This is a genomic window from Maritimibacter sp. 55A14, assembly GCF_003122205.1.
In the GTDB taxonomy this organism is placed as follows: Bacteria; Pseudomonadota; Alphaproteobacteria; order Rhodobacterales; family Rhodobacteraceae; genus QEYE01.
In genome coordinates this window covers 183,304-207,444 of the sequence record NZ_QEYE01000004.1, presented here as the reverse complement: position 1 = coordinate 207,444, position 24,141 = coordinate 183,304, and the positions used below count along the sequence as shown (strand labels likewise).

The window sequence follows — 24,141 nt, the reverse complement described above, 5'->3', positions numbered from 1 at the left end:
TCAAAAGTCCAGATCCGCGTAATGCGCGGGCGGTGGAAAGCCCGGAACCTGATCGGCCAGCAGCCCACGGAAGGCCGGACGCGACTTGATCTTCGCGTACCAGTCCTTGACTGCCTCGCTCCGCCGCCAATCCACGTCCGAGATATAGTCGAGACAGCTCAGATGCGCGGCGGCCGCGAAATCGGCCAGGGTCATCACGTCGCCCGCCAGCCAGCGCCGCTTGTCCAGGAGCCAGCCCATGTAATCGAGATGGAACTTGATCCGCTGCGCCCCGGATTTCACGTTCTTCGAATCCGGATAGCCCTGCCCCATCACCTTCTTGTTGACCCTCTCGTAGAGCAGCTTCGACGTCACCTCGCTGTGGAACGTGTCGTCGAACCAGAAGCAGAGCCGCCGCACCTCGGCCCGCGCCGCCGCACCGCGCGGCATCAGCGCGGGTTCGGGATGCTTCTCGTCCAGGTATTCGCAGATCGCCTGGCTCTCGCCCAGCGTCAGCCCGTCGGCACGCAGCACCGGCACCTTGCCCGCCGGGTTGAGTTGCAGGAAATCGGTGCGCTTCTCCCAATAGCGCTCCTCCACCAGTTCCGCTTCCAGCTTCTTTTCGGCCAGGACCAGCCGGACCTTGCGGCAAAAGGGCGAGAGGGGCACGTGGTAAAGGCGGATCATCTCTGCTCTGCTCCGTTCGCTGGGGGACCTGTCCTGTCTTTGCCGTGTCGGCGGCGACAATTCAACTCTCGAAACAGGCCGCGCGTCCATCGGCCCGGATCGTCTCGGCGCCCGAGCGGACGGCCGCTGCCCGCTGCCGGAGCCAGGCCGAGGGTCGCGCGGCGGAGCGGTTCTTGGGGTCCGGCAGCACTGCCGCCAGCCGCGCCGACTGCGTCAGCGTGAGGTTCGCCGCCGCGACGCCGAAATAATGCCGCGCCGCCGCCTCGGCCCCGAAAACGCCTTCGTCGAACTCCGCCACGTTGAGATAGATCTCCAGCATCCGCCGCTTGGTCCATACCGCCTCGGCCAGCGGCGTGATCAGCGCCTCCAGGGCCTTGCGGGGCCAGCTTCGCCCGTGCCACAGGAAGACATTCTTGACCGCCTGCTGGCTGATCGTCGAGGCCCCGCGCCGGCCGCCCTCGGCGATGGCCTCGCGGATCGCCGCCATGTCGAAGCCCCAATGCAGGCAGAAATTCGCGTCCTCCGCGGCCACGACCGCGCGCGGCAGATGGGCCGAGATATCCTCCAGCGCCACCCAGTCCCGGCTGATCCCGCCCAGCCGGAAGGCTTCGGCCTGCATGTAGATGCCGCGCGGCGGGTTCACCAAGGCAAAAAGCAGGGCCAGCCCCGCCACCAATGCGAACGCCACCGCCGCGCCGCGCCAGGCCCATCGCCAGACAAAGCGCAGCGCCGCCCGCAGCGGCCGCCGCCGCGTCTTGCGCGTCTTGCGCGCCGCCGCCTTCTTGCCTGCCCTGGCCACCATACCCCGTTCCTAAAGCAGCCGCGGGCGAGGTGGAACCCGGCGCGGCCACCCGGCGGCGCGGATTTTCATCTCTGGCCCCTGCGGTCAGGCGCGCTTCTCCTCCTCCTCGATGCCCAGCGGGTGAACCAGATGCGGCAGCATCTCGCGCGGGCAGACCTGGAGGAAATGCGCCTTTTCCACTTCCCAGTGCTGCAAAATATCGGCCGCCTTGCGCGACCGGGTCTCGGCGGCATGCGCCTCGACCATCTCCCGCAGTTCGGCCTCCCAATAGACCGTGGAGACCGGGCAGGTCACCAGCGTTTCCATGTTCATGTTGTCGGGCGCGATGCCGTCGGGGTCATAGAGGAAGGCCATGCCCCCGGTCATCCCGGCGCCGAAATTCGCACCGATCGAGCCCAGGATCACCGCGCTGCCGCCGGTCATGTATTCGCAACCGTTCGAGCCGCAGCCCTCCACCACCACCTGCGCACCGGAATTGCGCACGCAGAAGCGTTCGCCCGCACGCCCCGCAGCGAAGAGCCGCCCGGCCGTGGCGCCATAGAGCACCGTGTTGCCGATGATCGTGTTCTCCTCGGCCACCAGCGGGCTGTTGAGCGGCGGGCGAACCACGATTGTGCCGCCCGACAGGCCCTTGCCCACATAGTCGTTGGCGTCGCCCGCGACCTCCAGCTTCAGCCCCGGCGCAAGGAACGCGCCCAGCGACTGGCCGGCGCTTCCCGACAGCTTCACCGTCAGGTGGTCGGGCTGCAGCGTGTTGCGCATCCCGAACCGGTTGACCAGATGCGACGAGGCCCGCGTGCCGATCGTGCGGTCGGTGTTGCGCACCGCATAGGAGAGTTGCATCTTCTCGCCGTCCTTGAAGAAGGGTTCGGCGTCGGCGATGATCTCGGCATCGAGCGTGTCGAGCACCGCGTTGCGCTCCTTGCCGCGGTCGTAACGCACCCGTTCCGCGCCATCGACGGTGATCAGGAGCGGGTTCAGGTCGAGATCGTCCAGATGCGCCGCGCCGCGGCTGACCTGCGTCAGCAGGTCGGCCCGCCCGATCACCTGATCCAGCGACCGCGCGCCGATGGAGGCCAGGATCTCCCGCACCTCCTGGGCGTAGAAGGTGATCAGGTTGACCACCTTGTCGGCGGTGCCGGTGAACTTCGCACGCAGCCGCTCGTCCTGGGTGCAGACGCCCACCGGGCAGGTGTTGGACTGGCACTGGCGCACCATGATGCAGCCCATCGCAATCAGCGCGGCTGTGCCGATGCCGTATTCCTCGGCCCCCATCAGCGCGGCGATGACGATGTCGCGCCCGGTGCGCAACCCGCCATCGGTGCGCAGCGTCACCCGCTCGCGCAGGTTGTTCATGGCCAGCACCTGATGCGCCTCGGTCAGGCCCATTTCCCAGGGCAGGCCGGCATATTTGATCGAAGTCGCGGGCGATGCCCCGGTGCCGCCGTTATGGCCCGAGATCAGGATCACGTCGGCCTTGGCCTTTGCCACGCCCGCCGCGATCGTGCCCACCCCGGAGGAGGAGACGAGCTTCACCGTCACCTTGGCGCGCGGGTTGATCTGTTTGAGATCGTAGATGAGCTGCGCAAGGTCCTCGATCGAGTAGATGTCGTGATGCGGCGGCGGCGAGATCAGCGAGACGCCCGGCGTCGAATGCCGCAGCTTGGCGATCAGGTCGGTCACCTTCATGCCCGGAAGCTGTCCGCCCTCGCCGGGCTTGGCGCCCTGCGCCACCTTGATCTCCAGCTCCTCGCAGCGGTTGAGGTATTCGGCGGTCACGCCGAACCGGCCCGAGGCCACCTGCTTGATCTTGGCGCTGGGGTTGTCGCCATTGGGCTCGGGCGTGAAATGCTTGGGATCCTCGCCACCCTCTCCGCTGTCGGATTTCGCGCCGATCCGGTTCATCGCGATGTTGAGCGTCTTGTGCGCTTCGGGGCTCAGCGCGCCCAGGCTCATGCCCGGCGTCACGAAACGCTTGCGGATCGAGGTGATGCTCTCGACCTCTTCCAGCGGTACCGGACGGCCCAGCGGCTTGATGTCCAGCAGATCGCGCAGATGGATCGGCGGATTAGCGTTCATCGCCTGCGAATACTGCTTCCACAGATCGTAGCTCGCCCGGTCGCAGGCCGACTGCATCATGTGCATGCTGCGGGCTTCCCAGGCGTGCTTCTCTCCGGTCCGGCGCTGCTTGTAGAACCCGCCGATGGGCAGCACGTCCTGGCCACCCCTCCAGCCGCGTGCATGAACCTCCATCACCTTCTTCTGGATGCCGCTCACCCCGATGCCGGAAATCCGGCTGTGCATGCCGGGGAAATACTCCGCCGCCATCGAGCGCGACAGCCCGACGGCCTCGAAATTCAGCCCGCCGCGATAGGAGGAGATCACCGAGATCCCCATCTTCGACATGATCTTCAGCAGGCCCTGATCGATCGCGGTGCGGAAGCGCGCGACATTCTCGGTCAGGCTGCCCTCCAGAAGCCCGCGCTCGATCCGGTCGGCGATGCTGTCCTGCGCCAGATAGGCGTTGACCGTGGTCGCGCCCGCGCCGACCAGCACGGCGAAATAATGCGGGTCGATGCATTCCGCGGATCGCACGTTGAGCGAGCAGAAGGTGCGCAGACCCTTGCGCGTCAGCCAGCTGTGGACCGCGCTGGTGGCCAGGATCATCGGCATCGGCACCCGGTCCGGGCCCTGACGCTCATCGGTGACGATCAGATGCCCGGCGCCGGAACGCACCGCGTCCTCGGCCTCCGCGCGCACCCGCGCCAGCGCCTCGGCCAGCGCGCCTTCCCCGCCATCGACCGGGAAGGTGCAGTCGATCTCGATCACCGAGTCGTTGAAATGCCTGACCATCTCGGCGAATTTGGCATTGCCCACAAAGGGACTGTCCAGAACCAGGATCTCGGTCTGGCTGCTGTCCTCGTCCAGAACGTTCTTGAGGTTGCCGAACCGCGTCTTCAGACTCATCACGCGGAACTCGCGCAGGCTGTCGATGGGCGGGTTGGTGACCTGGCTGAAATTCTGCCGGAAGTAATGCGACAGCGGCCGGTACATCGACGACAGAACCGCCGAGGGCGTGTCGTCGCCCATCGAGGAGATGGCTTCCTTGCCGTCCTCGGCCATCGGCGCGAGGATCTGCTCCAACTCCTCCACCGAATAGCCCGCCGCGATCTGCCGCTTGCGCAACTCGCCACCGGAGAAGAGCGCGGTCTCGGCGACCCCGGCCATCTCGGTCTCCAGGTCGATGATCCGGCCGACCCAGTCGCCGAAGGGCTGCGCCGCGGCCAGCATGTCCTTGAGTTCGCGGTCGTGGTAAAGCCGCCTGTCGGCCATGTCCACCGCCACCATCTGACCGGGGCCGAGCGCGCCCTTCTCCTTCACCATGCTCTCGTCCACGGGTACCATGCCGGCCTCGGAGCCCGCGATCAGCAGGCCGTCGCCGGTCACGACATAGCGCATCGGCCGCAGCCCGTTGCGGTCGAGTCCCGCCGTCACCCAACGCCCGTCGGTCATCGCCAGCGCGGCGGGCCCGTCCCAGGGCTCCATCACCGCGTTGCAGTAATTGTACATGTCGACCCAGGGCTGCGGCAGTTCGCCCGCGGTCTTCGACCACGCCTCGGGCACCAGCATCGTCTTGGCCATCGGCGCGTTGCGCCCGGCCCGCACCATCACCTCGAAGACCGAATCGAGCGCCGCCGAATCCGACGATCCGTTGGCCACGATCGGCTTGATGTCCTCCGCGAAATCCCCGAAGGCGTTGGAAGCCATGCGGATCTCGTGGCTCTTCATCCAGTTCAGGTTGCCCTTGAGCGTGTTGATCTCGCCGTTATGGGCCAGCATCCGGAACGGCTGGGCCAGCCACCATTGCGGGAAGGTGTTGGTGGAATAGCGCTGGTGATAGATGGCGAAGGCGCTCTCGAAGCGCTCGTCCTTCAGGTCCGGGTAGAATTCGGCGACCTGTTCGGCCAGCATCATGCCCTTGTAGATGATCGACCGGCACGACAGCGATGCCAGGTAGAGGCTGGGCACCAGCGCGGCGGCGGCGGCCTTCTCGATCCGGCGGCGGATCACGTAAAGCTCGCGCTCGAAGGTTTCCTCGTCCACGCGCGTGCCGTTGGAGATCAGGATCTGCTCGATCTCCGGGCGCGTGGCGTTGGCCTTCTCGCCCAGCACGGACGTATCCACGGGCACATGGCGCCAGCCATAGATCGTGTGGCCCATGCGCAGAACCTCGGATTCCACGATCGTCCGGCAGGTTTCCTGGGCCCCGAAATCGGTGCGCGGCAGGAAGACCTGACCCACCGCCATGAGCTGATTGGTGCGCGGCTCGTGCCCGGTGCGGCGGATCTGGTCGTAGAAGAAGGGCACCGGGATCTGGACATGGATGCCCGCCCCGTCCCCGGTCTTGCCGTCCGCATCCACCGCGCCGCGGTGCCACACCGCCTTCAGCGCGTCGATGCCGTTCTCCACGACCTTGCGCGACGGCTTGCCGTCGATCGAAACGACCAGCCCAACCCCGCAGGAGGCGTGTTCGTCCTCGGCGCGGTAGAGCGAATGTTCCGCCATATAGGCGCGGCGTTCTTTCTCGGCCGCGGTCCAGGTCACGTCATGTTTCGTCATATCTCCGCCCTTTCCCGAACGGCGCAGGGGCTGCCCCCTGCTTCATCTTTCCTCAAATACTCCGGGGGGAGTCCCCGCCCGGCGGGGACGGGGGGCAGCGCCCCCCATCCCCCGGTCACTCCGCCGCGACCGCCGCGGTCGCGAACCGCTCCAGGATCGCATCGGCCGCCTCGCGCCCGTCGCGGATCGCCCAGACCACCAGCGACGCGCCGCGCACGATATCGCCCACCGCGTACACGCCGTCCATCTGTGTCGCATGGGTGCGGAAATCGGCCTTGACCGTGCCCCAGCGCGTCACTTCGAGTTCCGGTACATCCCAGAGCTTCGGCAACTCCTCGGGCTCGAAGCCCAGCGCCTTGATGACCAGTTCGGCGGGTTCCGTGTAATCCGCGCCCTCGATCTCCTCCGGGGTCTGGCGCCCGGTCTGGTCGGGCTGGCCCAGCCGCATCTTGGCCACCCGCACACCCGTCACCGTATCGTCGCCGGTGAAGCCCTTGGGCGCGGTCAGCCAGACGAACTCGACGCCCTCCTCCTCGGCATTGGCGACCTCGCGCTGGCTGCCGGGCATATTCGCGCGGTCCCGCCGGTAGAGGCATTTGACCGAGGTGGCGCCCTGCCGGATCGCGGTGCGCACGCAGTCCATCGCCGTGTCGCCTCCGCCGATGACGACGACGCGCTTGCCCTCCGCGTCGAGCGCGCCGCTGTCGAATTCCGGAACGTCGTCGCCAAAGCTCTTGCGGTTGGAGGCGGTCAGATAGTCGATGGCGCGCACGATATTGCCCAGCCCGGCCCCCGGCCCGCCAAGGTCGCGGGACTTGTAGACGCCGGTGGCGACGATCACCGCGTCATGCGTGCCGAAGATTTCGTCGAAAGCGATATCCTCACCCACATTGCAGTCGAGCCGGAAGGTCACGCCGCCCTGTTCGAGCTGTTCGTTGCGGCGCATGACGACCTGCTTTTCCAGCTTGAAGCCGGGAATGCCATAGGTCATCAGCCCGCCGGCACGGTCGTAGCGGTCGTAGACCGTCACCTGCACGCCGGCGCGGCGGAGCCGGTCGGCCGCCGCCAGCCCGCCGGGACCCGCGCCGATGATGCCCACGCTTTCGGGGCGCTCCGCGGCGGGGGCGATGGGCTGCACCCAGCCTTCTTCCCACGCGGTGTCGGTGATGTATTTCTCCACCTGCCCGATCGTCACGGTGCCGTGGCCCGACTTCTCGATCACGCAATTGCCTTCGCAGAGCCGGTCCTGCGGGCAGATACGCCCGCAGATCTCGGGAAATGTGTTGGTCGCCTGCGACATCTCGTAGGCTTCCTGCAACCGCCCTTCGGCGGTCAGGCGCAACCAGTCGGGGATGTTGTTGTGCAATGGGCAATGCGTCTGGCAATAAGGCACGCCGCACTGGCTGCACCGCCCGGCCTGCTCGCGGGCCTTCTGGTCCGCGTATTCGCCATAGATCTCATTGAAATCGTGCGACCGCTTTTTGGCCGGCCGTTTTTCGGGCATTTCCTTGCCCAGGGTCACGAATTTCAGCATTGGCTGCTTTGCCATGATCTACCAGACCTCCCTCACTGGTGACGCCGCGCAGGTGTACTCTGCGGCCGTCTCAAATAAAAGACAGTATTGCTGACATAAATACAGAAAATTTTACCTTCTCGGACTCCTGAGGTCGCGCATTTGAAGAAAAAATATCATATGTGCTGACCTATATCCATCCTTCCATTTCCGCGCCTCGCCGCTAGCTTGGCGTCAGAAGAATCAGAAAGCCCGCCCATGTCCCTGTTCTACATCGCTATTCTAGCTGTCGTTCAGGGCATTACCGAGTTCCTGCCGATCTCCTCATCCGCGCATCTGGCGCTGTTGCATCAGCTTGGTGGAACCACGAAGGACGGGCTGGCGCTCGATGTCGCGGTGCATCTGGGCTCGATCCTCGCGGTGATCCTCTATTTCCGGCGTGATTCGATGCTCGCGCTGCGCGGCCTGGGCGGGCTTGCGCGGGGCCATATGCACCGGCCCGATGTCCGGCTGGCCCGCAACCTGGTCGTCGCGACCGTGCCTGCGGTGCTCGTCGGCGGGACCATTGCGGTGATGGGCTGGGCCGAGCACCTGCGCGACGTGCGCATCATCGGCTGGACGATGATCCTCTTCGGCCTGCTGCTCTGGGCGATGGACCATCTGGGCGCGCAGTCGCAGCGCGCCGCCGACTGGTCCGGCGGCGACGCGGTGAAGCTGGGCCTGTGGCAGGTCCTGTCGCTCGTCCCCGGCGTGTCGCGCTCGGGCATCTGCATCACCGGCGCGCGGGCGCTGGGGTATGAGCGTCACGACGCCACGCGCATTTCCATGCTGATGTCGATCCCGATCACGCTGGCCACCGGCGGGTTGCTGGCGCTCGACGTGGCGCGCAGCGATGCCGGGGCGGAACTGGTCGCGACGGCGGGCATCGCGGCGGTGCTGGCCTTCGGCGCGGCCTATATCGCGCTGGCGCTGATGATGCGATTTCTCGACCGGGTGAGCTTTACGCCCTACGTGATCTACCGGGTGATCCTTGGCATCGCGCTGCTGGCGCTGGCCTATGGCGGAAGCGCGGCATGAGCGGGCCGCTCGCAGGCATCCGGGTCGTCGAGTTCGCGGGGCTGGGCCCGACGCCCTTCGCGGCGATGCTGCTGGCCGACATGGGCGCGGAGGTGCTGCGGATCGAACGGCCGAACGCGAAACCGCTGATCCCGCAGGAGGTCGACCTGCTCAACCGCGGGCGCGGTTTCGCGGCGCTTGACCTGAAATCGGCGGAGGGGCTGGCGCAGGCGCGCGAGCTGCTGACCCATGCCGACGCGCTGATCGAGGGCGCCCGCCCCGGCGTGATGGAGCGGCTGGGGCTGGGGCCGGACGCGGTGGCCGGTATCAATCCGCGCCTCGTCTACGGGCGGATGACCGGCTGGGGCCAGGACGGGCCGCTAGCCACGAGCGCCGGCCACGACATCACCTATATCGCGATCACCGGGGCGCTGCACGCCATCGGCGGGGCAGGGGCGCCGGTGCCGCCGCTCAACCTGCTTGGCGATTTCGGCGGCGGCGCGATGTACCTGGCCTTCGGCATGGTCTGCGCGCTTCTGGAGGCGCGCGGTTCAGGGCAGGGACAGGTGGTGGATGCCGCTATCACGGATGGCACGGCTCATCTGACCACGATGATCTATTCCATGTTGCAATCGGGGCTCTGGTCCGACCGGCGTGCGTCGAACCTGCTGGACGGATCGGCGCCGTTCTATACCAGCTATGAATGCGCCTGCGGCGGCCATATGGCCGTCGGCGCGCTGGAGCCGCAATTCTACGCCGAGCTTCTGGCGCGGCTGGGGCTGGGCGACGCCGACCTGCCGCCACAGCACGACCGAGCGGGCTGGCCGCATCTGCGCGCCCGGCTGGCGGAGGTCTTCGCCACGAAAACCCGCGACGAATGGGCGGCACTGCTGGAAGGTACGGACGCCTGCGCCGCGCCGGTGCTGAGCCTGGCGGAGGCGCGCCACCACCCGCATAACGCGGCGCGCGGCAGCTTTCCCGCGCCCGGCGGCGTCTGGCAACCGCAGGCCGCGCCGCGCCTGTCGCGCACACCCGGCGGCGCGCGGCCCGGCGAGGAACGCGAGGCGCAGGATATCGCGGCGGTCCTGGCGCGCTGGGCGCGGCCCGTCAGACCCTGAAGTTGCGGGCCGAGGCCTGAAGCGCGGTGTACTGGCCGGCCGGGCGGTACTTGTAGAGATAGCTCTCCAGCACAGCGTCCATCGCCGTGGGCTCGATCCCCATATCGGCGAAACCGCGTGCGCCCTCGGCCACCACATTGTCGCGGCGGAGCTGGCGCACCTGGTCGACCGTCAGCACCGAATTGTGGAAGAGCCCCAGCGTGACCGACTGCACCGCGCCCAGCATCCGCGCCATGATCCACGCCGCCCAGAAGGGCAGACCCACCAGCAGCCTGCGGCGGCCCACGATACCCAGCATCTTCTGCATCAGGGCGCGGAAACTGGCCACGTCCGGCCCTCCGAGCTCGTAGATGCCGGGCGCGGCCCGGCCGAGCGCCGCCTTGGCCGCGGCATGGGCAACATCGTCCACATAGACCGGCTGGAACCGCGTCTCGGCCCCCACCAGCGGCAACATCACCGAGAAGCGCGACATCTGCGCGAAGCGGTTGAAGAACTGGTCCTCCGGCCCGAAAATTACCGAAGGGCGCAGGATCACCGCCTGCGGGAAATGCTTCAGCACCGCCGCTTCGCCCTCGGCCTTGGTCCGGGCATAGGCGCTGTTGCTCTCGGCATCCGCGCCGATGGCTGAGATATGGACCATCCGTTCGACCCCGGCCTCGGCGGCAAGCCTCGCAATGCGTGCCGCGCCCTCGGCCTGGATCGTGTCGAATTTCTGATGGCTCGTTTCCGAAAGGATGCCCACGCAGTTGATGACGACATCGGCACCGCGGATCACCTCGGCGGTGGTGTGGTCATCGCGGATATTGGCGAAAACCGGCGCCACCTGGCCGACATCTCCATAGGTCCGCACGAAGATTGCCTCGTTGGGGCGGCGCACCGCGACGCGCACCCGCCATCCCTCATGGGCCAGACGCTGGGTTATGTAGCGTCCGACGAAGCCCGAGCCGCCGAAAATGGTGACGAGTTTCGACATGGGGAACCCTCCTGAAGCCTGTCCCCCAAGGGAATACCCGCCGTGGCCGGACCGGACAAGGCGCAATTCTGAAGATCGCGCCTCAAGGCCCGTTGACACCGCCCGCGCGGCTCTGTAAACGCCGCTCTCACGACACCGGCCCAGGTGGCGGAATTGGTAGACGCGCCAGCTTCAGGTGCTGGTGTCTGTATGGACGTGGAGGTTCGAGTCCTCTCCTGGGCACCATATCCCTCCTCCGGTCCGGCCAGAGACGAGGGATTGACGTGACAAACCATCTTCATCAGGGCGACCTGCCCGACGGTCTGACCCTCGGTTCCATCGTGGCCGTGGACTGCGAGACGATGGGCCTGAACCCGCATCGCGACAGGCTCTGCTTGGTGCAACTTTCGGGCGGCGACGGCGACGCGCATCTGGTGCAGATCGCCAAGGGCCAGACCTCGGCGCCGAACCTGGCGCGGATGCTGGCCGATCCGCAGGTGCTCAAGCTTTTCCATTTCGGACGCTTCGACATCGCCGTGCTGCTGCACGCCTTCGGAGAGCTGGCGACGCCGGTCTACTGCACCAAGATCGCCTCCAAGCTGGTGCGCACCTATACCGACCGGCATGGGCTGAAATACCTGCTTCAGGAATTGCTCGGCGTCGATATCTCCAAGCAGCAGCAAAGCTCCGACTGGGGCGCGGCGAAACTCAGTACCGCGCAGATGGACTATGCGGCCTCCGATGTGCTCTACCTCCACCGGCTGAAGGCGGAACTCGACGCCCGGCTGGAGCGCGAGGGTCGCACGGACCTGGCGCAATCCTGTTTCGACTTCCTGCCCACCCGCGCCCGGCTGGATCTTGCCGGCTGGCCCGACATGGACATTTTCGCCCACTAGAATGGGCGTATGCTGACCGCGATGACAGATGAAACACTCCTGACTGCCGGCCGCCGTGTCGTGAAGCGCGAGGCCGATGCGCTGGTCCTGCTGGCCGACGCGCTGGGCGAAAGCTTCACCCAAGCCGTAAGGTTGATGCTGGAGGCGCGGGGCAGGGTTATCGTGTCGGGCATGGGCAAGTCCGGCCATATCGCGCGCAAGATCGCGGCGACGCTGGCCTCCACCGGTACGCCCGCGCATTTCGTCCACCCCGCCGAGGCCAGCCACGGCGATCTGGGAATGCTGTCGCGCGGGGATGTCACGCTGGTCCTGTCGAATTCAGGCGAGACGCCGGAGCTTTCCGACATCATCGCCCATACGCGGCGCTTCGGCATTCCGCTGATCGGCGTGGCGGGCCGCGCCGGTAGCACGCTGCTGGTGCAATCGGATGTGGCGATCCTGCTGCCGGAGGCGCCGGAAGCCTGCGACACCGGCATCGTGCCCACCACTTCGACCACCATGACGCTGGCGCTGGGCGACGCGCTGGCCATCGCGCTGATGGAGCACCGCCAGTTCACCCCCGCCGATTTCCGCGACTTCCATCCCGGCGGAAAGCTGGGCGCGCGGCTGGCCAAGGCGGGCGACCTGATGCACCGGGGCGCGGAAGTGCCGCTGGTGGCCGCGGACACGCCAATGCCCGATGTGCTGCTCGTGATGAGCCAGAAGGGTTTCGGCGTGGCCGGGGTCCAGGACGCTGACGGCGCGCTCGTCGGGGTCGTGACCGACGGCGACTTGCGCCGCCACATGGATGGGCTGCTGACCCACAGCGCCGCCGAGGTGATGACGGCCAGCCCGCTGACCATCGCCGCCGACCAACTTGCCGAGGAGGCCGTCGCGCTGATGAATGCGCGCAAAATCACCTGTCTCTTCGTCACCGACAACGCCACGGGAACCCGCGCCGAAGGCATTCTGCATATCCATGACTGCCTGCGCGCCGGGGTCGCCTGACAGTCATGGCCCGCGCCGACAACGCCTATTCCCGCTTCATCGCCTGGGTGAAGGTGGCCTTGCCGATCCTCGCACTGGCGCTTCTCTCCACGCTGTTCCTCTTCTCGCGGCCGGACCGCGACGGGCTGGAGATCCCCTATTCCGATGTCGAGATCGCCGAGAAATCCCGCGGCGAGCAGGTCGGCGCGCCCGATTATGCCGGGGTGACAACGGACGGCAGCGCGATCCGGGTGACGGCCGACGCACTGTCGCCCGATCCGGCCAATCCGTCGATGCTCCAGGCCGAGCGGCTGACCGCGCAGCTCACGACGCCCGGTGGCGCGGTGGTCGACGTGACCGCACGGGAGGGCACGCTCGACCTCGACACGCGGCTTGTGCGGCTCTCGGGCGAGGTCGATCTGGTCTCCTCCGCCGGTTACGACGCGCAGACCGACGTGATCTTCGCCTATCTCGACGAAACCCGGCTCGAAAGCGCCGGCAAAGTGCGCGCTTCGGGCCCGCCGGGGCGCATCACGGCCGGTCAAATGCAGCTTACCCGCAGACCGGGAGAACCCGCGCGCTACGTTCTTGTTTTCAAGAACGGCGTTAACCTGATATACGAGCCGTGATTTCCAGACCCGCAGGCCGTTCATGTCCGTGATCCGCACCATCCTTGCAGCTTTCGCCCTGACCGCCGGCGCCACGATCGCCGGGGCGCAGGGCATGGAAGTGCCCTTCGGCACGCTGAGCCATGACATGAAACTTCCGGTGGAGGTCTCGGCCGATCAGCTCGACGTGGATCAGGAGGATGGCGACGCGCTCTTCAGCGGGCATGTGCGGGTCGGGCAGGGCGACATGCGCCTCGCGGCCGAACGGCTGCGGGTGATCTATGCCAAGGACCCGGAAACCGGGCGGACCCGGATCAGCCAGATGCACGCCACCGGGGGTGTGGTCGTGACCAATCTCGACGAGGCGGCCGAGTCGGACGAGGCGGTCTATTCCATCGACGCGGGCACCATCGTGATGACCGGCAACGTGCTGCTGACCCAGGGACCCAATGCGATCTCGGGGCAGCGCTTCACCGTGGATCTGGCCACCGGCAAGGGCACGATGCAGGGTCCGGTCCGTACCATCCTGCGTCCGGAGAGCGACGGATGAACGTCAAGCCCAGCCTTTCCGTTGCTGATGGCGATGCGGGCCTGCGCGTCTCCAACCTGCGCAAGAGCTACCGCCGCAAGCCGGTGATCCGCGATGTCAGCCTGTCGCTCGACCGCGGCGAGGTGGTGGCGCTGCTCGGTCCCAACGGGTCCGGCAAGACGACCTGCTTTTACGCCATCGCCGGGCTGATCCAGCCCGACAGCGGCTCGGTCGTCATCGACGGGCAGGACGCGACCGTGCTGCCGATGTATCGGCGCGCGCGCATGGGGATCGGCTATCTGCCGCAGGAAGTCTCGATCTTCCGCGGCATGTCGGTAGAGGACAACATCCTCTCGATTCTCGAGATCACCGAAAAGGACCGGCTGCAACGCAAGGAGCGGCTGGAAGAGCTGCTCTCGGAATTCGCGATCGAGCATTTGCGGCGCGCGCCGGCGCTGGCGCTCTCCGGCGGTGAGCGGCGGCGGGTCGAGATCGCGCGCTGCCTGGCGTCGGACCCGAAATACCTGCTTCTGGACGAACCTTTCGCCGGCGTCGACCCTATCGCGGTGGGCGACATTCGCACGCTGGTCGCCCAACTCAAGACCCGCGGCATCGGTGTGCTGATCACAGACCACAACGTGCGCGAAACGCTCGAGATCGTGGACCGCGCCTATATCCTGCATGACGGCATGGTGCTGATGAGCGGCACCACCGACGAGGTGGTGCGCGACGAGAACGTGCGCCGCGTCTATCTGGGCCAGAACTTCCGCATAAGCTGACGCGTGCCGCCCGTGCGGCGAGTCCCCCCGGCCGCGGGCAACGGAAATTTGCACCGCATTGCCGTTGACATCCCACGCCATGCTGTAGCCAAATACGAGTGATGAAAGATAATACCGCCATCGTCCGAGCGGTGCCGCCCCGCACCCTCGCCGCGACATGTTTCCGCAACGCGCAGACGGCGGCCCACCTCTCACAGCCATTTACACCGGGCGGCTGCGGCTGCGCGCGGCCCGTTTGCCCGGCCCCGAAGGTCACGCGCATGTTTTATATCGAGGAGGCATGATGCTCTACCAAATCAGCGGCAAGCAGATCGACATTGGTGACGCCCTAAAAATTCATGTGGAGCAAGGGCTTGATGCCGTCGTGGAAAAATATGCCGAGCGTCCGACCGACGCGAATGTGGTGTTCTCCCGCGATGCGCATGAGTATGTCTGCGAGGCGACGGTGCATCTGTCCACCGGGCTGACCGCGCAGGCCAGGGCCCGCGCGACCGAGATCTACGGCGCCTTCGAGCAATGCTGCGACAAGATGGAAAAGCAGCTTCGCCGCTACAAGCGCCGGCTGAAGAATCATCACCGCGAACGCACCTCTCCGGTTGAAACCATCGGCGCTTCCACCTATATCCTCGCGTCATCGGATGCCGACGAGGATACGGACACCGACACGCTCCAGCCGATCATCGTCGCCGAGATGGAAACCAAGGTTCCTTCGCTCTCGGTCGGTGAGGCGGTCATGCAGATGGAGCTGGCGGGCGCCCCGATCCTGGTATTCCGAAACGAGGGCCATGACGGGGTGAATGTCGTGTATCGCCGAGACGACGGCAACATCGGCTGGATCGACCCGCGCAACGCATGACAAGACCACCGAAGGGCGGCCGACCGGAAAGATTGACATGAACGTCAAGGACATCCTTACGCCCGGGGCGGTCAAGGTTGTGGGTCATCTGACCAGCAAGAAGCGTATCCTTCAGGAGCTGGCCGATCTTGCGGGAACGGCCCACGGATTCAGCGCGGCCGCCTGTTTCGATGCACTCCAGGACCGCGAAAGCCTGGGTCCGACCGGTGTCGGCCATGGCGTCGCGCTGCCCCATGCCCGCATCGACGGCACCGACAAGGTCGTTGGCGCCTTCCTGCGGCTCGAAAAGCCGGTCGATTTCGATTCGGTGGATCGGCAGCCGGTCGATCTGGTCTTCGCGCTTTTCGCGCCCGAGAACTCCGGCGTGGATCACCTCAAGGCGCTGGCTCTGGTGTCGCGCACGCTGCGCGACAACGCGATCTGCTCCAAGCTGCGGGCCAATGACGATCCGTCCACGCTCTATGCCGTGCTGACCGAGGAGCGGCCGTCCAAGGCCGCCTGATCTAAAGCGTATCGCGCAAATTCGAAGTCACGCCCAACCCGGCTTCCGAGCCGGGACCTCGTTGCCGGATGGGCGAGGCCCCGGATCAAGTCCGGGGCAGGGGGCTCCGATCAAACGCGACAGGCTCTAGGTCGCGGACCAGTCCTGGAACCCGAACATCATGTAGTCGCGCGTGTAGACGTCACGCGCGGCTTTTTCAATCTGCGCATCGTAGATCCCGGCCAGGTCGAAAGGCAGGGGCGGTTCCTGCGCCTGCAGCGCGGCGGCGGGCAGGACCAGGAGCGATTCCAGGTGGGCCAGCGACGGCCCGAGCGTCTCCTCGCGCAGCAGGTAATCGGGGGGCGCGACCCGCGCCATGCCCTGCACCAGAGCGGCCTGGCTAGCCCATGCGGGATCGACCCTTATGCCGGTCTGGCCTTGCAGATTGGCCTTCAGGAATTCCAGAAAGCCCAGGAAGGCCGCACGGTGCCCCGCCATGTCATAGTCCGGCGCGTACGACGCCGGGATCGGCAGCCCGTAATGGCTGCGCAGGGTCTCGCGGATCTCAGCATAGGCGCCGGGTCCGGTGGACAGGATGCAACGACAAAAACTGTCATGGGCGCGGGCCAGCGGATGGCGCAGCACGGTGAAGCTCAGATGTCCCGGATGCTGGCGCTTCCACTGGCGCAGGGTCTTCTGGTTGAACCCGTCGAGCAGCGGCGACTCCTCCCCGGCGGCGCGTGCCTCGTGCCGGGCCAGCCAGTCGAGCGGGCCGGCGACCGGCGCGCCCTGTACCGGCATGAAGAGTATCGGCACCGTGTGCCCGGCATGAAACCCCGGCACGCCCGCGCCGCGCCGCGGCTCGAAATTCGGCGTGCGTGACAGGTCGAACCGGTCCAGATCGGCCAGCGCGCGCTGCATCTCGGCGGGATTGCTGACCTTCTCGGCCACCGGTGCGGGGTTCTGTTTCTTCAATGTCGATTTCAGCGACTTCAGCGCGTGTTCGGAGCCCAGGAACCGCGCCAGCCCGTTGATCACGTCCAGATCGTTTATGTCGTCATAGCCGATATAGAACGCGCTCTGGCCAGTGGTTTGCAGCGCGTTGAGCAGCCGGAGCTGGAAGCCCTGCACCGCTTCGAGATGCCGCTCGAACCCGGCAGCGTCGAAGACGGCCTTGGCGGATTTCTTGTCCTTGACGTCGGTCAGCATCCACTGGCCGGTCTGCGCGGCGATCTGGCGCGACACGTAGCTGTCCAGCGGATTGCGGGTCAGCACGACTTTCGCGCAGGCCGGATCGTTCAGGCAGTGCGCCAGAATCCGGGGGTCGTGGTCATGGAAGAAGCGGAATCCGGTCAGGCAGCCGGGCGCATCGGCGCGGATCGCCGCGAGCAGGCGTTTCGGGTCCGCCTCCCGCGCGGCGAGGGTGATGCCGCAAAGCTCCCTGCGGCCGGAAAAGCCCACGAAATTCGGATTGAACAGCTCGCCAAAGCTGCGCAGGTCCGGAAACGCATTGAGGTTCTGTTCCAGAAAATTGGAGCCCGTGCGCATCTCCGCGAAGAGCACGAAACTGCTGAACCGGCGCGCGCCCATCTACTTCACCACGCCCAGGCTGGGCGCCTTGCGGTCGGGCGGCGCCATCTCGTTGCGGCCATCGGCGGGGAAATCGCCGACGAGATAGGGGCGCATCCCCTCGTTTTTGAGGTCCTGCAGGAACTGGCCGAACCCGGTCATGTCCACCAGTTTCGGCACCTCGGTCAGGCGTCGCTGCATCACCGGCATCATCTCGTCCATGACGGATTGCAGGATTTCGCCGGGGTCTTCCACGAAATCGGCAAGCGACCAGACCCGCACCCGCGCACGCGTGTGGGGCTGGCGCAGAAGGTCCAGAAACTGCGCCTCGATCCGCTGGCGGCGCGCGGCGATCTTGCGCACGCGCGGAAACTCCATCCCGGAATGGAAGAGCGGCACCGCCCAGGCCCCCGCGATGACCGAGATATGGGCGTTCTGGTCGGAGGCCAGGAAGGCCGCGATGCCCTGGCCGTCATCGGGGCCGAAGAAGAAGCACTGACGCTCTCCCTGGGTGTTCCAGATCAGGTTTGTCAGAAAGTCGCGCGGGCTGTAGTCCCGCAGCTTCGCACTGTCGCTGAGCGCGCCGTTGAAGATCGTCTCATCCCCGGCGAACCGGACGCGGCCCTTGTCGAAGAGGTGCCCGTGGATACGGCTACCCGTGCGCTTCTGGAGCCAGGTCTGAAAATCCTCGAACACGTCGCCGAAGCCCTGAAACACGGAATACGCGGCGCAGCTCTTGCCGTTCTCGTGGTCGTGGTTGGGAAATCGGCTCTGCATGTAGAGGCCGGGACGCCCGCGGGTCCGCAACTCCACCGCCTTGGTGAAGATCCGGTCGATTTTCTGCGGCATCGGTTCGACCTCGGGGCGCGCCGCGTTGTCGGCCTTCAGGAAGGCGGAGTAGAGCCCTTCGGCCTGCGGCCATATCTTGCGCGCAACGAACCCGTCGGACCGGCGCAAGAGCGGCAGGTGATCGTCATAGAAGATATGCGGCTTGCCCTGGTAGTCGAACTTAGAGAGCGTCAGCGACCGGCTCTCGATCCGCTTCGAATGGCGGCGGGCCAGCGTCTGGAAATAGGACTCGTCGGGTATCCAGACCCGCCGGAAATAGCCGTCATGGTCCGGTCTGCGCGGATCCTCCAGGATCGCCGAGAGCGTGGCCCGCGTCAGGCACCACCATTGCGAGCCGAGATGCGGCTCCAGCCCGTCGGGGATGGCGCGGGAAAAGCCGATCCGGCGCTGAAGCTCGACATGCTTGTCGAAGAGATAGCGCTGCCGCTTCCAGGAGAACGGGAAGCGCAGGGTAAAACGTTCCCGGTCCAGCCCGCCCACCGTCCAGTGTACGTCGTCGGTGGTGACGGACTCGATGAAATCGGTCTCCGACCGGGCTTCGAGATAGCGGCGCAGATCCTCAACCGGGCGCAGCGGCAGGCAGGAGCCGCTGGCGACGTAGATGTGCCCGACCTCAGGAAAATCGGCCAGCAGCCGTTCCGACACGGCAAGCGTCGCCTCGACGATGGAAAACCGCCCCCATTCGCAAGCGAACCTGTCGCTGAAGCGGACATTGCCGAAGTCGGCCAGCTTCGCCTTCAGCGCCTCGAACTCCTCCCGGCGCACGCGCTTGTCCACATGGATCGCCACCGGACAGCCATGCCCGGCCCAGTGCCCGGAAACCTGCGCGGCACGCTCCAGCGACTGGTGCACCAGCATGATGAAGCCGACGCTCATCGCGTGCCCCTCATGCCCAGTTTCCCTTGGACATCAGCCCCAGGATCTCGAGCTGCCGCCAGTTGATGTACTTTTCCGACCACTGGCACCAGAGCCGCGGATCCTCCTGCAAATGCTCACCATAGGCCTTGTATTCGCGGCTCCCGGCGAAATGCTGGCGGCGCCGCAACTCCTCCCTGGCCTTCTCGGGAAAGGTGTTGAGGAATTTCGCGTGCAGCAGCATGCCCGACGCCTTCTCACCGCCCCATTCGTCGTAAACCAGGTTCAGCCCCCGCGGCAGCAGCGCATGGGTGGAACTGACATAGGCAAAGCTCCGGTGCCACTTGACCAGCGGGATCTTGTTGAGCGCGGGCGCCATTGCGGGATTTCGCGGGAAGAAACAGCGCGCCCGTGGACCGCCCTGGATCCACAGGTTGCGCAATTGCGGGTTCTTCAGGATCGTGTAATTGCCGCTATCGAACCAGTTGGCAATCTCCAGCGGGTTCTGGCCCGACTGGTAGGCGGCCGCGTCGATCCGGCCCTTGGGATACATGTCGAGCAGCATCGCCCCGAAGGAGCGGATCTCGGATATGTCGAGCCAGTCCGTCAGGGCGCGCAGGTTGCGCGTGTCGCAGAACGGATAGATGAAAAACTCATCGGGATCGACCGTCAGGCACCAGTGCCCATGACCGTGCCGGCGTTGCAGCCAGTTGAGCCAGTCCACGCCGTAGCGCGCCCTCTTGTAGCTCGCCCTGGTGGTCCAGAGCGACACGTCCTCCTGCCCGGCCAGGTATTCGCGCCCGCCATCGGTACTGTCGTTGTCGACGATAAGGAAGTGATCGACGCCCAGTTCGCGATAGTATTCCAGGAAATAGGGCAGCCGCACATGCTCGTCGCGCAGCGTGGAGAAGAGCAGTATGTCGTCCTTGCCGATACGCCCCGTCCGGTTGGCGACAACGGCAAGTTCCCGTCGGCGGCGGAAGGCCCGGAAAAGCCGGGCGCGGCGTCTCACGCGCAACCTGTATGCCGACCAAAGCCCCAACGGATCTTCTCCATACTGCGCCGGAGAGGCTGCACCCGGACTGGCCGCCCGCGACCTCGATCATGCAGCTCTCACGGCTGATTGGCGCGATTTTGCGCCTATCGCGCCCCTTCTTTCCAGTTCTTTCCTGCCCCGGACCCGGTTTTTTTACCGTCTGGCTTCACCATGTCACAATTACCATCCACTTGATCCGACGCGGATGCGACCGCGCCGGGGTCAGGTCCACATGCCCCGCGACATCAGCCCGGCTTCCTCAAGTTGCTGCCAGCCGGCGTAGCGCGTCGAGGTCTCCGACCACAACACCGGGTCGTCGATCAGCGCGTCGTAATAGTCGTCATAGAGGCTGCTATTGGCGAAATGTTCCTTGCGGGCCTTCTCCTCGCGCGATTTCTCGACGATCGTGTGCAGGAATTTGCTGTGCAGCAGCACCCCCGTGGTTCGGGTCGCGCCGTCATCGTTGAAGACGTGGTTGAGCCGGCGCGGCAGCATCGAATGGGTCGAGTTGGCATAGACGAAGCGGCGGTCCCACCGCACCAGCGGCACCTTGTTCATGGTCGGCGCGCGGGCCGGATCCTGCGCGAAGAAGCGGCGCGCCCGCACGCCGCCCTGGATCCAGTGATCCTGCATGATGCGCTTGCGCTGGACGGTGAAATTGTCGCCGTCGAACCAGCAAAGCGTCTCGAACGGATCGGCGCCGGGGCAGTAGGGCGCCGCACTCAGCCGTCCGCGCGGGTACATGTCCAGAAGCAGCGCCCCGAAGGACGGCTGCCGCTGCGCCTCCAGCCAGCGGGTCAGGTCGGGCAGGGGGCGTTCCTGCCAATGCGGATAGACAAGTATCTCGTCGGCATCGACGGTCAGGCACCAGTGCCCGTGGCCGTGCTTGATGAGGAGCCAGGTCAGCCAGTCCACCCCGAACCGCGAGAGCCGGTAGCTGTGCGCGCTCTGCCAGAGCGACACGTCCGGCGCGCCGCGCAGCATCTCGGCCGTGCCGTCGGTGCTGGAATTGTCCACGATCAGGAAATGCGCGACGCCCAGGGCCCGGTAATGCGCCAGGAAATGCGGCAGCCGCAGCGCCTCGTTGCGAAGCATGGCAAAGGCCAGGATATCGCCGGGACGGATCGACCCGGTGCGGTCGGCCACCGCGGCGAGTTGCCCGCGCTTGCGCAGCGCCCGGAACAGGAGCCGCCGCCGCTTCCAGCGCATCCGATAGGCAATCCAGAGGTCTTCCAGCGTCTCCATGCCGCCCGCGGGACGCCGCAGCGTCAGCCCCGCCGCCTCATTGCGCCGCCGCGGGTATTGCCATCATGTCGCGCAGGTATTCGCCGAATTCCTCGCACAAATCGTCCCGCGCCAGCCCGAAGGCCACCGTGGCCTGAAGGAACCCCGCCTTGGAGCCGCAGTCGAAGCGCTGGCCGCGGAACCGGTAGCCATAGACATTGTCGGACCGGCGCACTTCCTCGGCGATCGCGTCGGTGAGCTGGATTTCCCCGCCAGCACCCGACTTGATGCGGTTGAGATTGCGCATGATGCTGGGCGTCAGGATGTAGCGCCCGATGGCGGCGAGGTTCGACGGCGCGTCCTCGGGCTGGGGCTTTTCCACCATCCCGCGCATGCGCACCAGCGCCCCCATGTCCTCGGCAACGTCCAGAAGGCCGTAGGAGGCGGCCTTCGCGGTCGGCACCTCCATCGCGGCGACCATATTGCCGCCCACCTCGGCATGGGCCTCGACCATCTGTTGCAGACAGGGCTTTTCGGCCGCGATCACGTCGTCGGGCAGGATAACCGCGAAGGGCTCGTCGCCGATCAGCCGCCGCGCGCACCACACGGCGTGCCCCAGCCCCATGGGTTTCTGCTGGCGGATATAGGCGATGGCGCCACTGTCCATCGTCGTGGATCTGAGGATTTCCAGCAGGTCGTCCTTGCCCTTGCGCTTGAGCTCCTGCTCGAGCTGCGGGGCGCTGTCGAAATAGTCCTCGAGCGCGGATTTCCCGCGCGAGGTCACGAAGATGAATTCCTTGATCCCGGCGGCGCGGGCCTCGTCGATCGCGTATTGGATCAACGGCCGGTCCACCAGTGTCATGATCTCCTTCGGCACCGATTTCGTCGCGGGAAGGAATCGCGTCCCCAGTCCCGCAACCGGAAAAATCGCCTTGGAAATGCGGCTTCTCATGGCACCAATCCCTTATCGTTCCGCCTGTGCAGCACGTAAAACCACCTGCTCGCCCGTTAATAACAGGAATATGGACCGCGACGCGACCCGATTTTGAGACAGGATTGCGGCATCCGCGTGGAATTGCCCAGGATCTGCAGACGCCCGGCGGGAGGCCGCACACTCAGGCGATGCCCATCTCCGCCAGTTTCGCCTCGATCCGGGGTACGTCCTCGGGATTGTTGAGTTCCCAGAAGGCGCGGCCGCGCGCTTCCACCTCGACGCAGAGCACCGGCGCGCCGTTTTCCAGAAACCGGAGCTGTTCGAGTCCTTCCAGCGCCTCCAGCGGCCCGGCGGGCCAGGCGACATAGTCTGCCAGCGCCTCGGGCCGGTAGGCATAGACGCCGACATGGTGAAAGACCGGCACCGTCTCGTCCGCGCCATAGCTGCGCGCCGTATAGGGGATCACCTCCTTGGAGAAGTAGAGCGCCCGCATGTCGCGCCCGAAAACCGCCGTCGTGCCGCCGACCCGGCCCGCGCGCCGGTCCTCCAGGAATCCGGACAGCGCCGCGGCGTCGCAGCGCAGCACCGGCGTCGCCATGCCCAAGGCGGGATCGGCGCGCAACGCCGCGACCAGCGCCTCAACGAACCAGGGCGGGGTCAGCGGCGCGTCGCCTTGCAGATTGACCACGATTTCCGCACCGCCCAGCGCCGCCGCGGCCTCGGCGCAGCGCTCGGTGCCGTTGGCGCAATCGGGCGACGTCATCGCGACCTCGGCCCCGAAGCCTTCGGCCTCGTCCCGGATCCGGTCGTCATCGGTGGCCACCACCACCCGGTCCACGCCGCGCGCGGCCATCGCCGCGTCCCAGCTTCGCCGGATCAGGCTGCGCGCCTCGCCGCCCGCGCCGCGCAGCGCCACCAGCGGCTTGCCCGGATAGCGGGTCGAGGCATAGCGCGCCGGGATCACGACGAGCACGGACATTCAGGGCGCCTGCAGCACGACGCCCGGCGCGTGGGCGATGAAGAACGGGTTTTCGTAGCCCGGCTTGCCATAGCGCAGCGGGCTGTGATCGTCGAAGCGCACCACATGGCCGCCGGCGCCCAGCAGCACCGCCTGACCGGCGGCGGTGTCCCATTCCATCGTGCGGCCCAGCCGGGGATAGAGATCGGCCTCGCCCGTGGCGACGAGGCAGAACTTCAGCGACGAGCCCGCCCCGGTCATGTCCGCGACCGCGTATTTGCCGATATAGTCGTCCGTCGCCTGATCCCGGTGCGACTTGGAGGCCACGACGACCAGCGCGCCGTTGTCGGGCGTGGTGACGTGGACGGGCCTGACCGGACCCGGCGCATCGGGGGCGAGCGCGCCCGCCTCCTCGACCGAGGCGCCGGTCGCATCGGTATAGAACATCCGCCCCTTGGCGGGCGCGTAGACGACGCCGCGCACCGGTGTGCCTTTCTCGACATAGGCGATGTTGACGGTGAAATCGCCGCGCCGCTTGATGAATTCCTTGGTGCCGTCCAACGGGTCCACGATGATGAAGTCGCGGGCGCTCTCGGCATGGCTGGCGGCCTGTTCCTCGGTCACGATCAGGGTGCCGGGAAACGCCGCCGCGAGCGCCGCGGAAATCAGTGCGTCGGCGGCCTCGTCCGCGGCGGTCACCGGGCTGTCGTCGGATTTCGCGCGCACCTCGAAATCGTCGGCGTCGTAGATTTCCATGATCCGCGTCCCGGCTTCTATGGCGGTCTTGCGGAACACCCGGCTCAACTTGTCGAAATCCAAATCCGGCCTCCTTCGGGACCCGCGCGCATGGCGGGCAAATGATTGAAAATTTACC

The 24,141-nt window shown here is 66.3% G+C and carries 21 protein-coding genes and 1 tRNA gene; 10 read left to right on the top strand and 12 right to left on the bottom strand.

The features are described from left to right. From DDZ14_RS05280 to DDZ14_RS05265, 4 genes are all read right to left on the bottom strand, one after another. A complete protein-coding gene (locus DDZ14_RS05280) occupies nucleotides 1-666 on the bottom strand; it encodes a glutathione S-transferase family protein (protein ID WP_109423892.1) in 666 nt (221 codons plus the stop codon). 61 nt (nucleotides 667-727) lie between these two features. Then, on the bottom strand, nucleotides 728-1,468 hold the full coding sequence (mtgA, locus tag DDZ14_RS05275; RefSeq protein ID WP_109423891.1) for a monofunctional biosynthetic peptidoglycan transglycosylase: 741 nt from the start codon (nucleotides 1,466-1,468) through the stop codon (nucleotides 728-730). 84 nt (nucleotides 1,469-1,552) lie between these two features. Beyond that, a complete protein-coding gene (gene gltB, locus DDZ14_RS05270; protein ID WP_109423890.1) occupies nucleotides 1,553-6,088 on the bottom strand; it encodes a glutamate synthase large subunit in 4,536 nt (1,511 codons plus the stop codon). Between the two features lie 115 nt (nucleotides 6,089-6,203). Next, nucleotides 6,204-7,637, bottom strand: coding sequence for an NAD(P)-dependent oxidoreductase (locus tag DDZ14_RS05265; protein WP_109423889.1), 1,434 nt, complete (start codon nucleotides 7,635-7,637; stop codon nucleotides 6,204-6,206). Nucleotides 7,638-7,859: 222 nt separating this feature from the next. On the opposite strand from DDZ14_RS05265, the gene DDZ14_RS05260 reads away from it, so the two are divergent. Both DDZ14_RS05260 and DDZ14_RS05255 read left to right on the top strand, forming a co-directional pair. Beyond that, complete coding sequence (locus DDZ14_RS05260) at nucleotides 7,860-8,678, top strand: undecaprenyl-diphosphate phosphatase (RefSeq protein ID WP_109423888.1); 819 nt, start codon at nucleotides 7,860-7,862, stop codon at nucleotides 8,676-8,678. Continuing rightward, on the top strand, nucleotides 8,675-9,775 hold the full coding sequence (locus DDZ14_RS05255; RefSeq protein ID WP_109423887.1) for a CaiB/BaiF CoA-transferase family protein: 1,101 nt from the start codon (nucleotides 8,675-8,677) through the stop codon (nucleotides 9,773-9,775). Before DDZ14_RS05260 ends, DDZ14_RS05255 begins: the two co-directional genes overlap by 4 nt. Here DDZ14_RS05255 and DDZ14_RS05250 read toward each other — a convergent pair. After that, the gene (locus DDZ14_RS05250) at nucleotides 9,765-10,748 is read right to left on the bottom strand and encodes a complex I NDUFA9 subunit family protein (protein WP_109423886.1); all 984 of its coding nucleotides are present in this window, start codon (nucleotides 10,746-10,748) and stop codon (nucleotides 9,765-9,767) included. The genes DDZ14_RS05255 and DDZ14_RS05250 overlap by 11 nt on opposite strands. 138 nt (nucleotides 10,749-10,886) lie before the next feature. Here DDZ14_RS05250 and DDZ14_RS05245 point away from each other — a divergent pair. From DDZ14_RS05245 to DDZ14_RS05210, 8 genes are all read left to right on the top strand, one after another. Beyond that, nucleotides 10,887-10,973 (top strand) — tRNA-Leu (locus tag DDZ14_RS05245). Nucleotides 10,974-11,011: 38 nt separating this feature from the next. Next, nucleotides 11,012-11,623, top strand: a complete 612-nt coding sequence (locus DDZ14_RS05240) for a ribonuclease D (RefSeq protein ID WP_109423885.1) — start codon at nucleotides 11,012-11,014, stop codon at nucleotides 11,621-11,623. A 21-nt stretch (nucleotides 11,624-11,644) separates the two neighbouring features. After that, nucleotides 11,645-12,610 carry an SIS domain-containing protein gene (locus tag DDZ14_RS05235; RefSeq protein WP_109423929.1) on the top strand — a complete coding sequence of 322 codons (966 nt, stop codon included), beginning with the start codon at nucleotides 11,645-11,647 and terminating at the stop codon, nucleotides 12,608-12,610. Between the two features lie 5 nt (nucleotides 12,611-12,615). Next, a complete protein-coding gene (gene lptC / locus DDZ14_RS05230) occupies nucleotides 12,616-13,218 on the top strand; it encodes an LPS export ABC transporter periplasmic protein LptC (RefSeq protein WP_109423884.1) in 603 nt (200 codons plus the stop codon). 22 nt (nucleotides 13,219-13,240) lie between these two features. After that, on the top strand, nucleotides 13,241-13,747 hold the full coding sequence (locus DDZ14_RS05225) for an LptA/OstA family protein (RefSeq protein WP_109423883.1): 507 nt from the start codon (nucleotides 13,241-13,243) through the stop codon (nucleotides 13,745-13,747). Then, nucleotides 13,744-14,505, top strand: coding sequence for an LPS export ABC transporter ATP-binding protein (gene lptB / locus DDZ14_RS05220; protein ID WP_109423882.1), 762 nt, complete (start codon nucleotides 13,744-13,746; stop codon nucleotides 14,503-14,505). Before DDZ14_RS05225 ends, lptB begins: the two co-directional genes overlap by 4 nt. Before the next feature lie 283 nt (nucleotides 14,506-14,788). Continuing rightward, the gene (gene hpf / locus DDZ14_RS05215) at nucleotides 14,789-15,361 is read left to right on the top strand and encodes a ribosome hibernation-promoting factor, HPF/YfiA family (RefSeq protein WP_109423928.1); all 573 of its coding nucleotides are present in this window, start codon (nucleotides 14,789-14,791) and stop codon (nucleotides 15,359-15,361) included. 37 nt (nucleotides 15,362-15,398) lie between these two features. Then, a complete protein-coding gene (locus DDZ14_RS05210; protein WP_109423881.1) occupies nucleotides 15,399-15,863 on the top strand; it encodes a PTS sugar transporter subunit IIA in 465 nt (154 codons plus the stop codon). Nucleotides 15,864-15,989: 126 nt separating this feature from the next. Here DDZ14_RS05210 and DDZ14_RS05205 read toward each other — a convergent pair whose 3' ends face one another. The 7 genes from DDZ14_RS05205 to cysQ form a co-directional block, all read right to left on the bottom strand. Beyond that, nucleotides 15,990-17,432, bottom strand: a complete 1,443-nt coding sequence (locus tag DDZ14_RS05205) for a nodulation protein NodH (RefSeq protein ID WP_109423880.1) — start codon at nucleotides 17,430-17,432, stop codon at nucleotides 15,990-15,992. Further along, complete coding sequence (locus DDZ14_RS05200) at nucleotides 17,433-19,136, bottom strand: beta-1,6-N-acetylglucosaminyltransferase (protein ID WP_109423879.1); 1,704 nt, start codon at nucleotides 19,134-19,136, stop codon at nucleotides 17,433-17,435. It abuts the gene before it with no gap. A 10-nt stretch (nucleotides 19,137-19,146) separates the two neighbouring features. After that, nucleotides 19,147-20,157, bottom strand: coding sequence for a glycosyltransferase family 2 protein (locus tag DDZ14_RS05195; RefSeq protein WP_369914512.1), 1,011 nt, complete (start codon nucleotides 20,155-20,157; stop codon nucleotides 19,147-19,149). A 216-nt stretch (nucleotides 20,158-20,373) separates the two neighbouring features. Next, nucleotides 20,374-21,396, bottom strand: a complete 1,023-nt coding sequence (locus DDZ14_RS05190) for a glycosyltransferase family 2 protein (RefSeq protein WP_109423877.1) — start codon at nucleotides 21,394-21,396, stop codon at nucleotides 20,374-20,376. A 37-nt stretch (nucleotides 21,397-21,433) separates the two neighbouring features. Beyond that, the gene (gene galU / locus DDZ14_RS05185; protein ID WP_109423876.1) at nucleotides 21,434-22,327 is read right to left on the bottom strand and encodes a UTP--glucose-1-phosphate uridylyltransferase GalU; all 894 of its coding nucleotides are present in this window, start codon (nucleotides 22,325-22,327) and stop codon (nucleotides 21,434-21,436) included. Between the two features lie 163 nt (nucleotides 22,328-22,490). Further along, nucleotides 22,491-23,288 carry a 3-deoxy-manno-octulosonate cytidylyltransferase gene (locus tag DDZ14_RS05180; protein ID WP_109423875.1) on the bottom strand — a complete coding sequence of 266 codons (798 nt, stop codon included), beginning with the start codon at nucleotides 23,286-23,288 and terminating at the stop codon, nucleotides 22,491-22,493. Beyond that, nucleotides 23,289-24,086: a 3'(2'),5'-bisphosphate nucleotidase CysQ gene (gene cysQ / locus DDZ14_RS05175; RefSeq protein WP_109423874.1), complete on the bottom strand. Its 798-nt coding sequence runs from the start codon at nucleotides 24,084-24,086 to the stop codon at nucleotides 23,289-23,291. It abuts the gene before it with no gap. Between the last annotated feature and the right edge of the window lie 55 nt (nucleotides 24,087-24,141).

Excerpts from the sequence above, each read along its gene's own strand:
- DDZ14_RS05255 (WP_109423887.1), top strand. The coding sequence starts at position 8,675 with ATGAGCGGGCCGCTCGCAGGCATCCGGGTCGTCGAGTTCGCGGGGCTG.
- gltB (WP_109423890.1), bottom strand. The coding sequence starts at position 6,088 with ATGACGAAACATGACGTGACCTGGACCGCGGCCGAGAAAGAACGCCGC.
- DDZ14_RS05250 (WP_109423886.1), bottom strand. The coding sequence starts at position 10,748 with ATGTCGAAACTCGTCACCATTTTCGGCGGCTCGGGCTTCGTCGGACGC.
- DDZ14_RS05180 (WP_109423875.1), bottom strand. The coding sequence starts at position 23,288 with ATGTCCGTGCTCGTCGTGATCCCGGCGCGCTATGCCTCGACCCGCTAT.
- DDZ14_RS05210 (WP_109423881.1), top strand. The coding sequence starts at position 15,399 with ATGAACGTCAAGGACATCCTTACGCCCGGGGCGGTCAAGGTTGTGGGT.
- DDZ14_RS05235 (WP_109423929.1), top strand. The coding sequence starts at position 11,645 with ATGACAGATGAAACACTCCTGACTGCCGGCCGCCGTGTCGTGAAGCGC.
- galU (WP_109423876.1), bottom strand. The coding sequence starts at position 22,327 with ATGAGAAGCCGCATTTCCAAGGCGATTTTTCCGGTTGCGGGACTGGGG.
- DDZ14_RS05190 (WP_109423877.1), bottom strand. The coding sequence starts at position 21,396 with ATGGAGACGCTGGAAGACCTCTGGATTGCCTATCGGATGCGCTGGAAG.
- mtgA (WP_109423891.1), bottom strand. The coding sequence starts at position 1,468 with ATGGTGGCCAGGGCAGGCAAGAAGGCGGCGGCGCGCAAGACGCGCAAG.
- DDZ14_RS05205 (WP_109423880.1), bottom strand. The coding sequence starts at position 17,432 with ATGGGCGCGCGCCGGTTCAGCAGTTTCGTGCTCTTCGCGGAGATGCGC.
- DDZ14_RS05200 (WP_109423879.1), bottom strand. The coding sequence starts at position 19,136 with ATGAGCGTCGGCTTCATCATGCTGGTGCACCAGTCGCTGGAGCGTGCC.
- DDZ14_RS05265 (WP_109423889.1), bottom strand. The coding sequence starts at position 7,637 with ATGGCAAAGCAGCCAATGCTGAAATTCGTGACCCTGGGCAAGGAAATG.
- DDZ14_RS05260 (WP_109423888.1), top strand. The coding sequence starts at position 7,860 with ATGTCCCTGTTCTACATCGCTATTCTAGCTGTCGTTCAGGGCATTACC.
- DDZ14_RS05225 (WP_109423883.1), top strand. The coding sequence starts at position 13,241 with ATGTCCGTGATCCGCACCATCCTTGCAGCTTTCGCCCTGACCGCCGGC.
- lptB (WP_109423882.1), top strand. The coding sequence starts at position 13,744 with ATGAACGTCAAGCCCAGCCTTTCCGTTGCTGATGGCGATGCGGGCCTG.
- hpf (WP_109423928.1), top strand. The coding sequence starts at position 14,789 with ATGCTCTACCAAATCAGCGGCAAGCAGATCGACATTGGTGACGCCCTA.
- DDZ14_RS05280 (WP_109423892.1), bottom strand. The coding sequence starts at position 666 with ATGATCCGCCTTTACCACGTGCCCCTCTCGCCCTTTTGCCGCAAGGTC.
- lptC (WP_109423884.1), top strand. The coding sequence starts at position 12,616 with ATGGCCCGCGCCGACAACGCCTATTCCCGCTTCATCGCCTGGGTGAAG.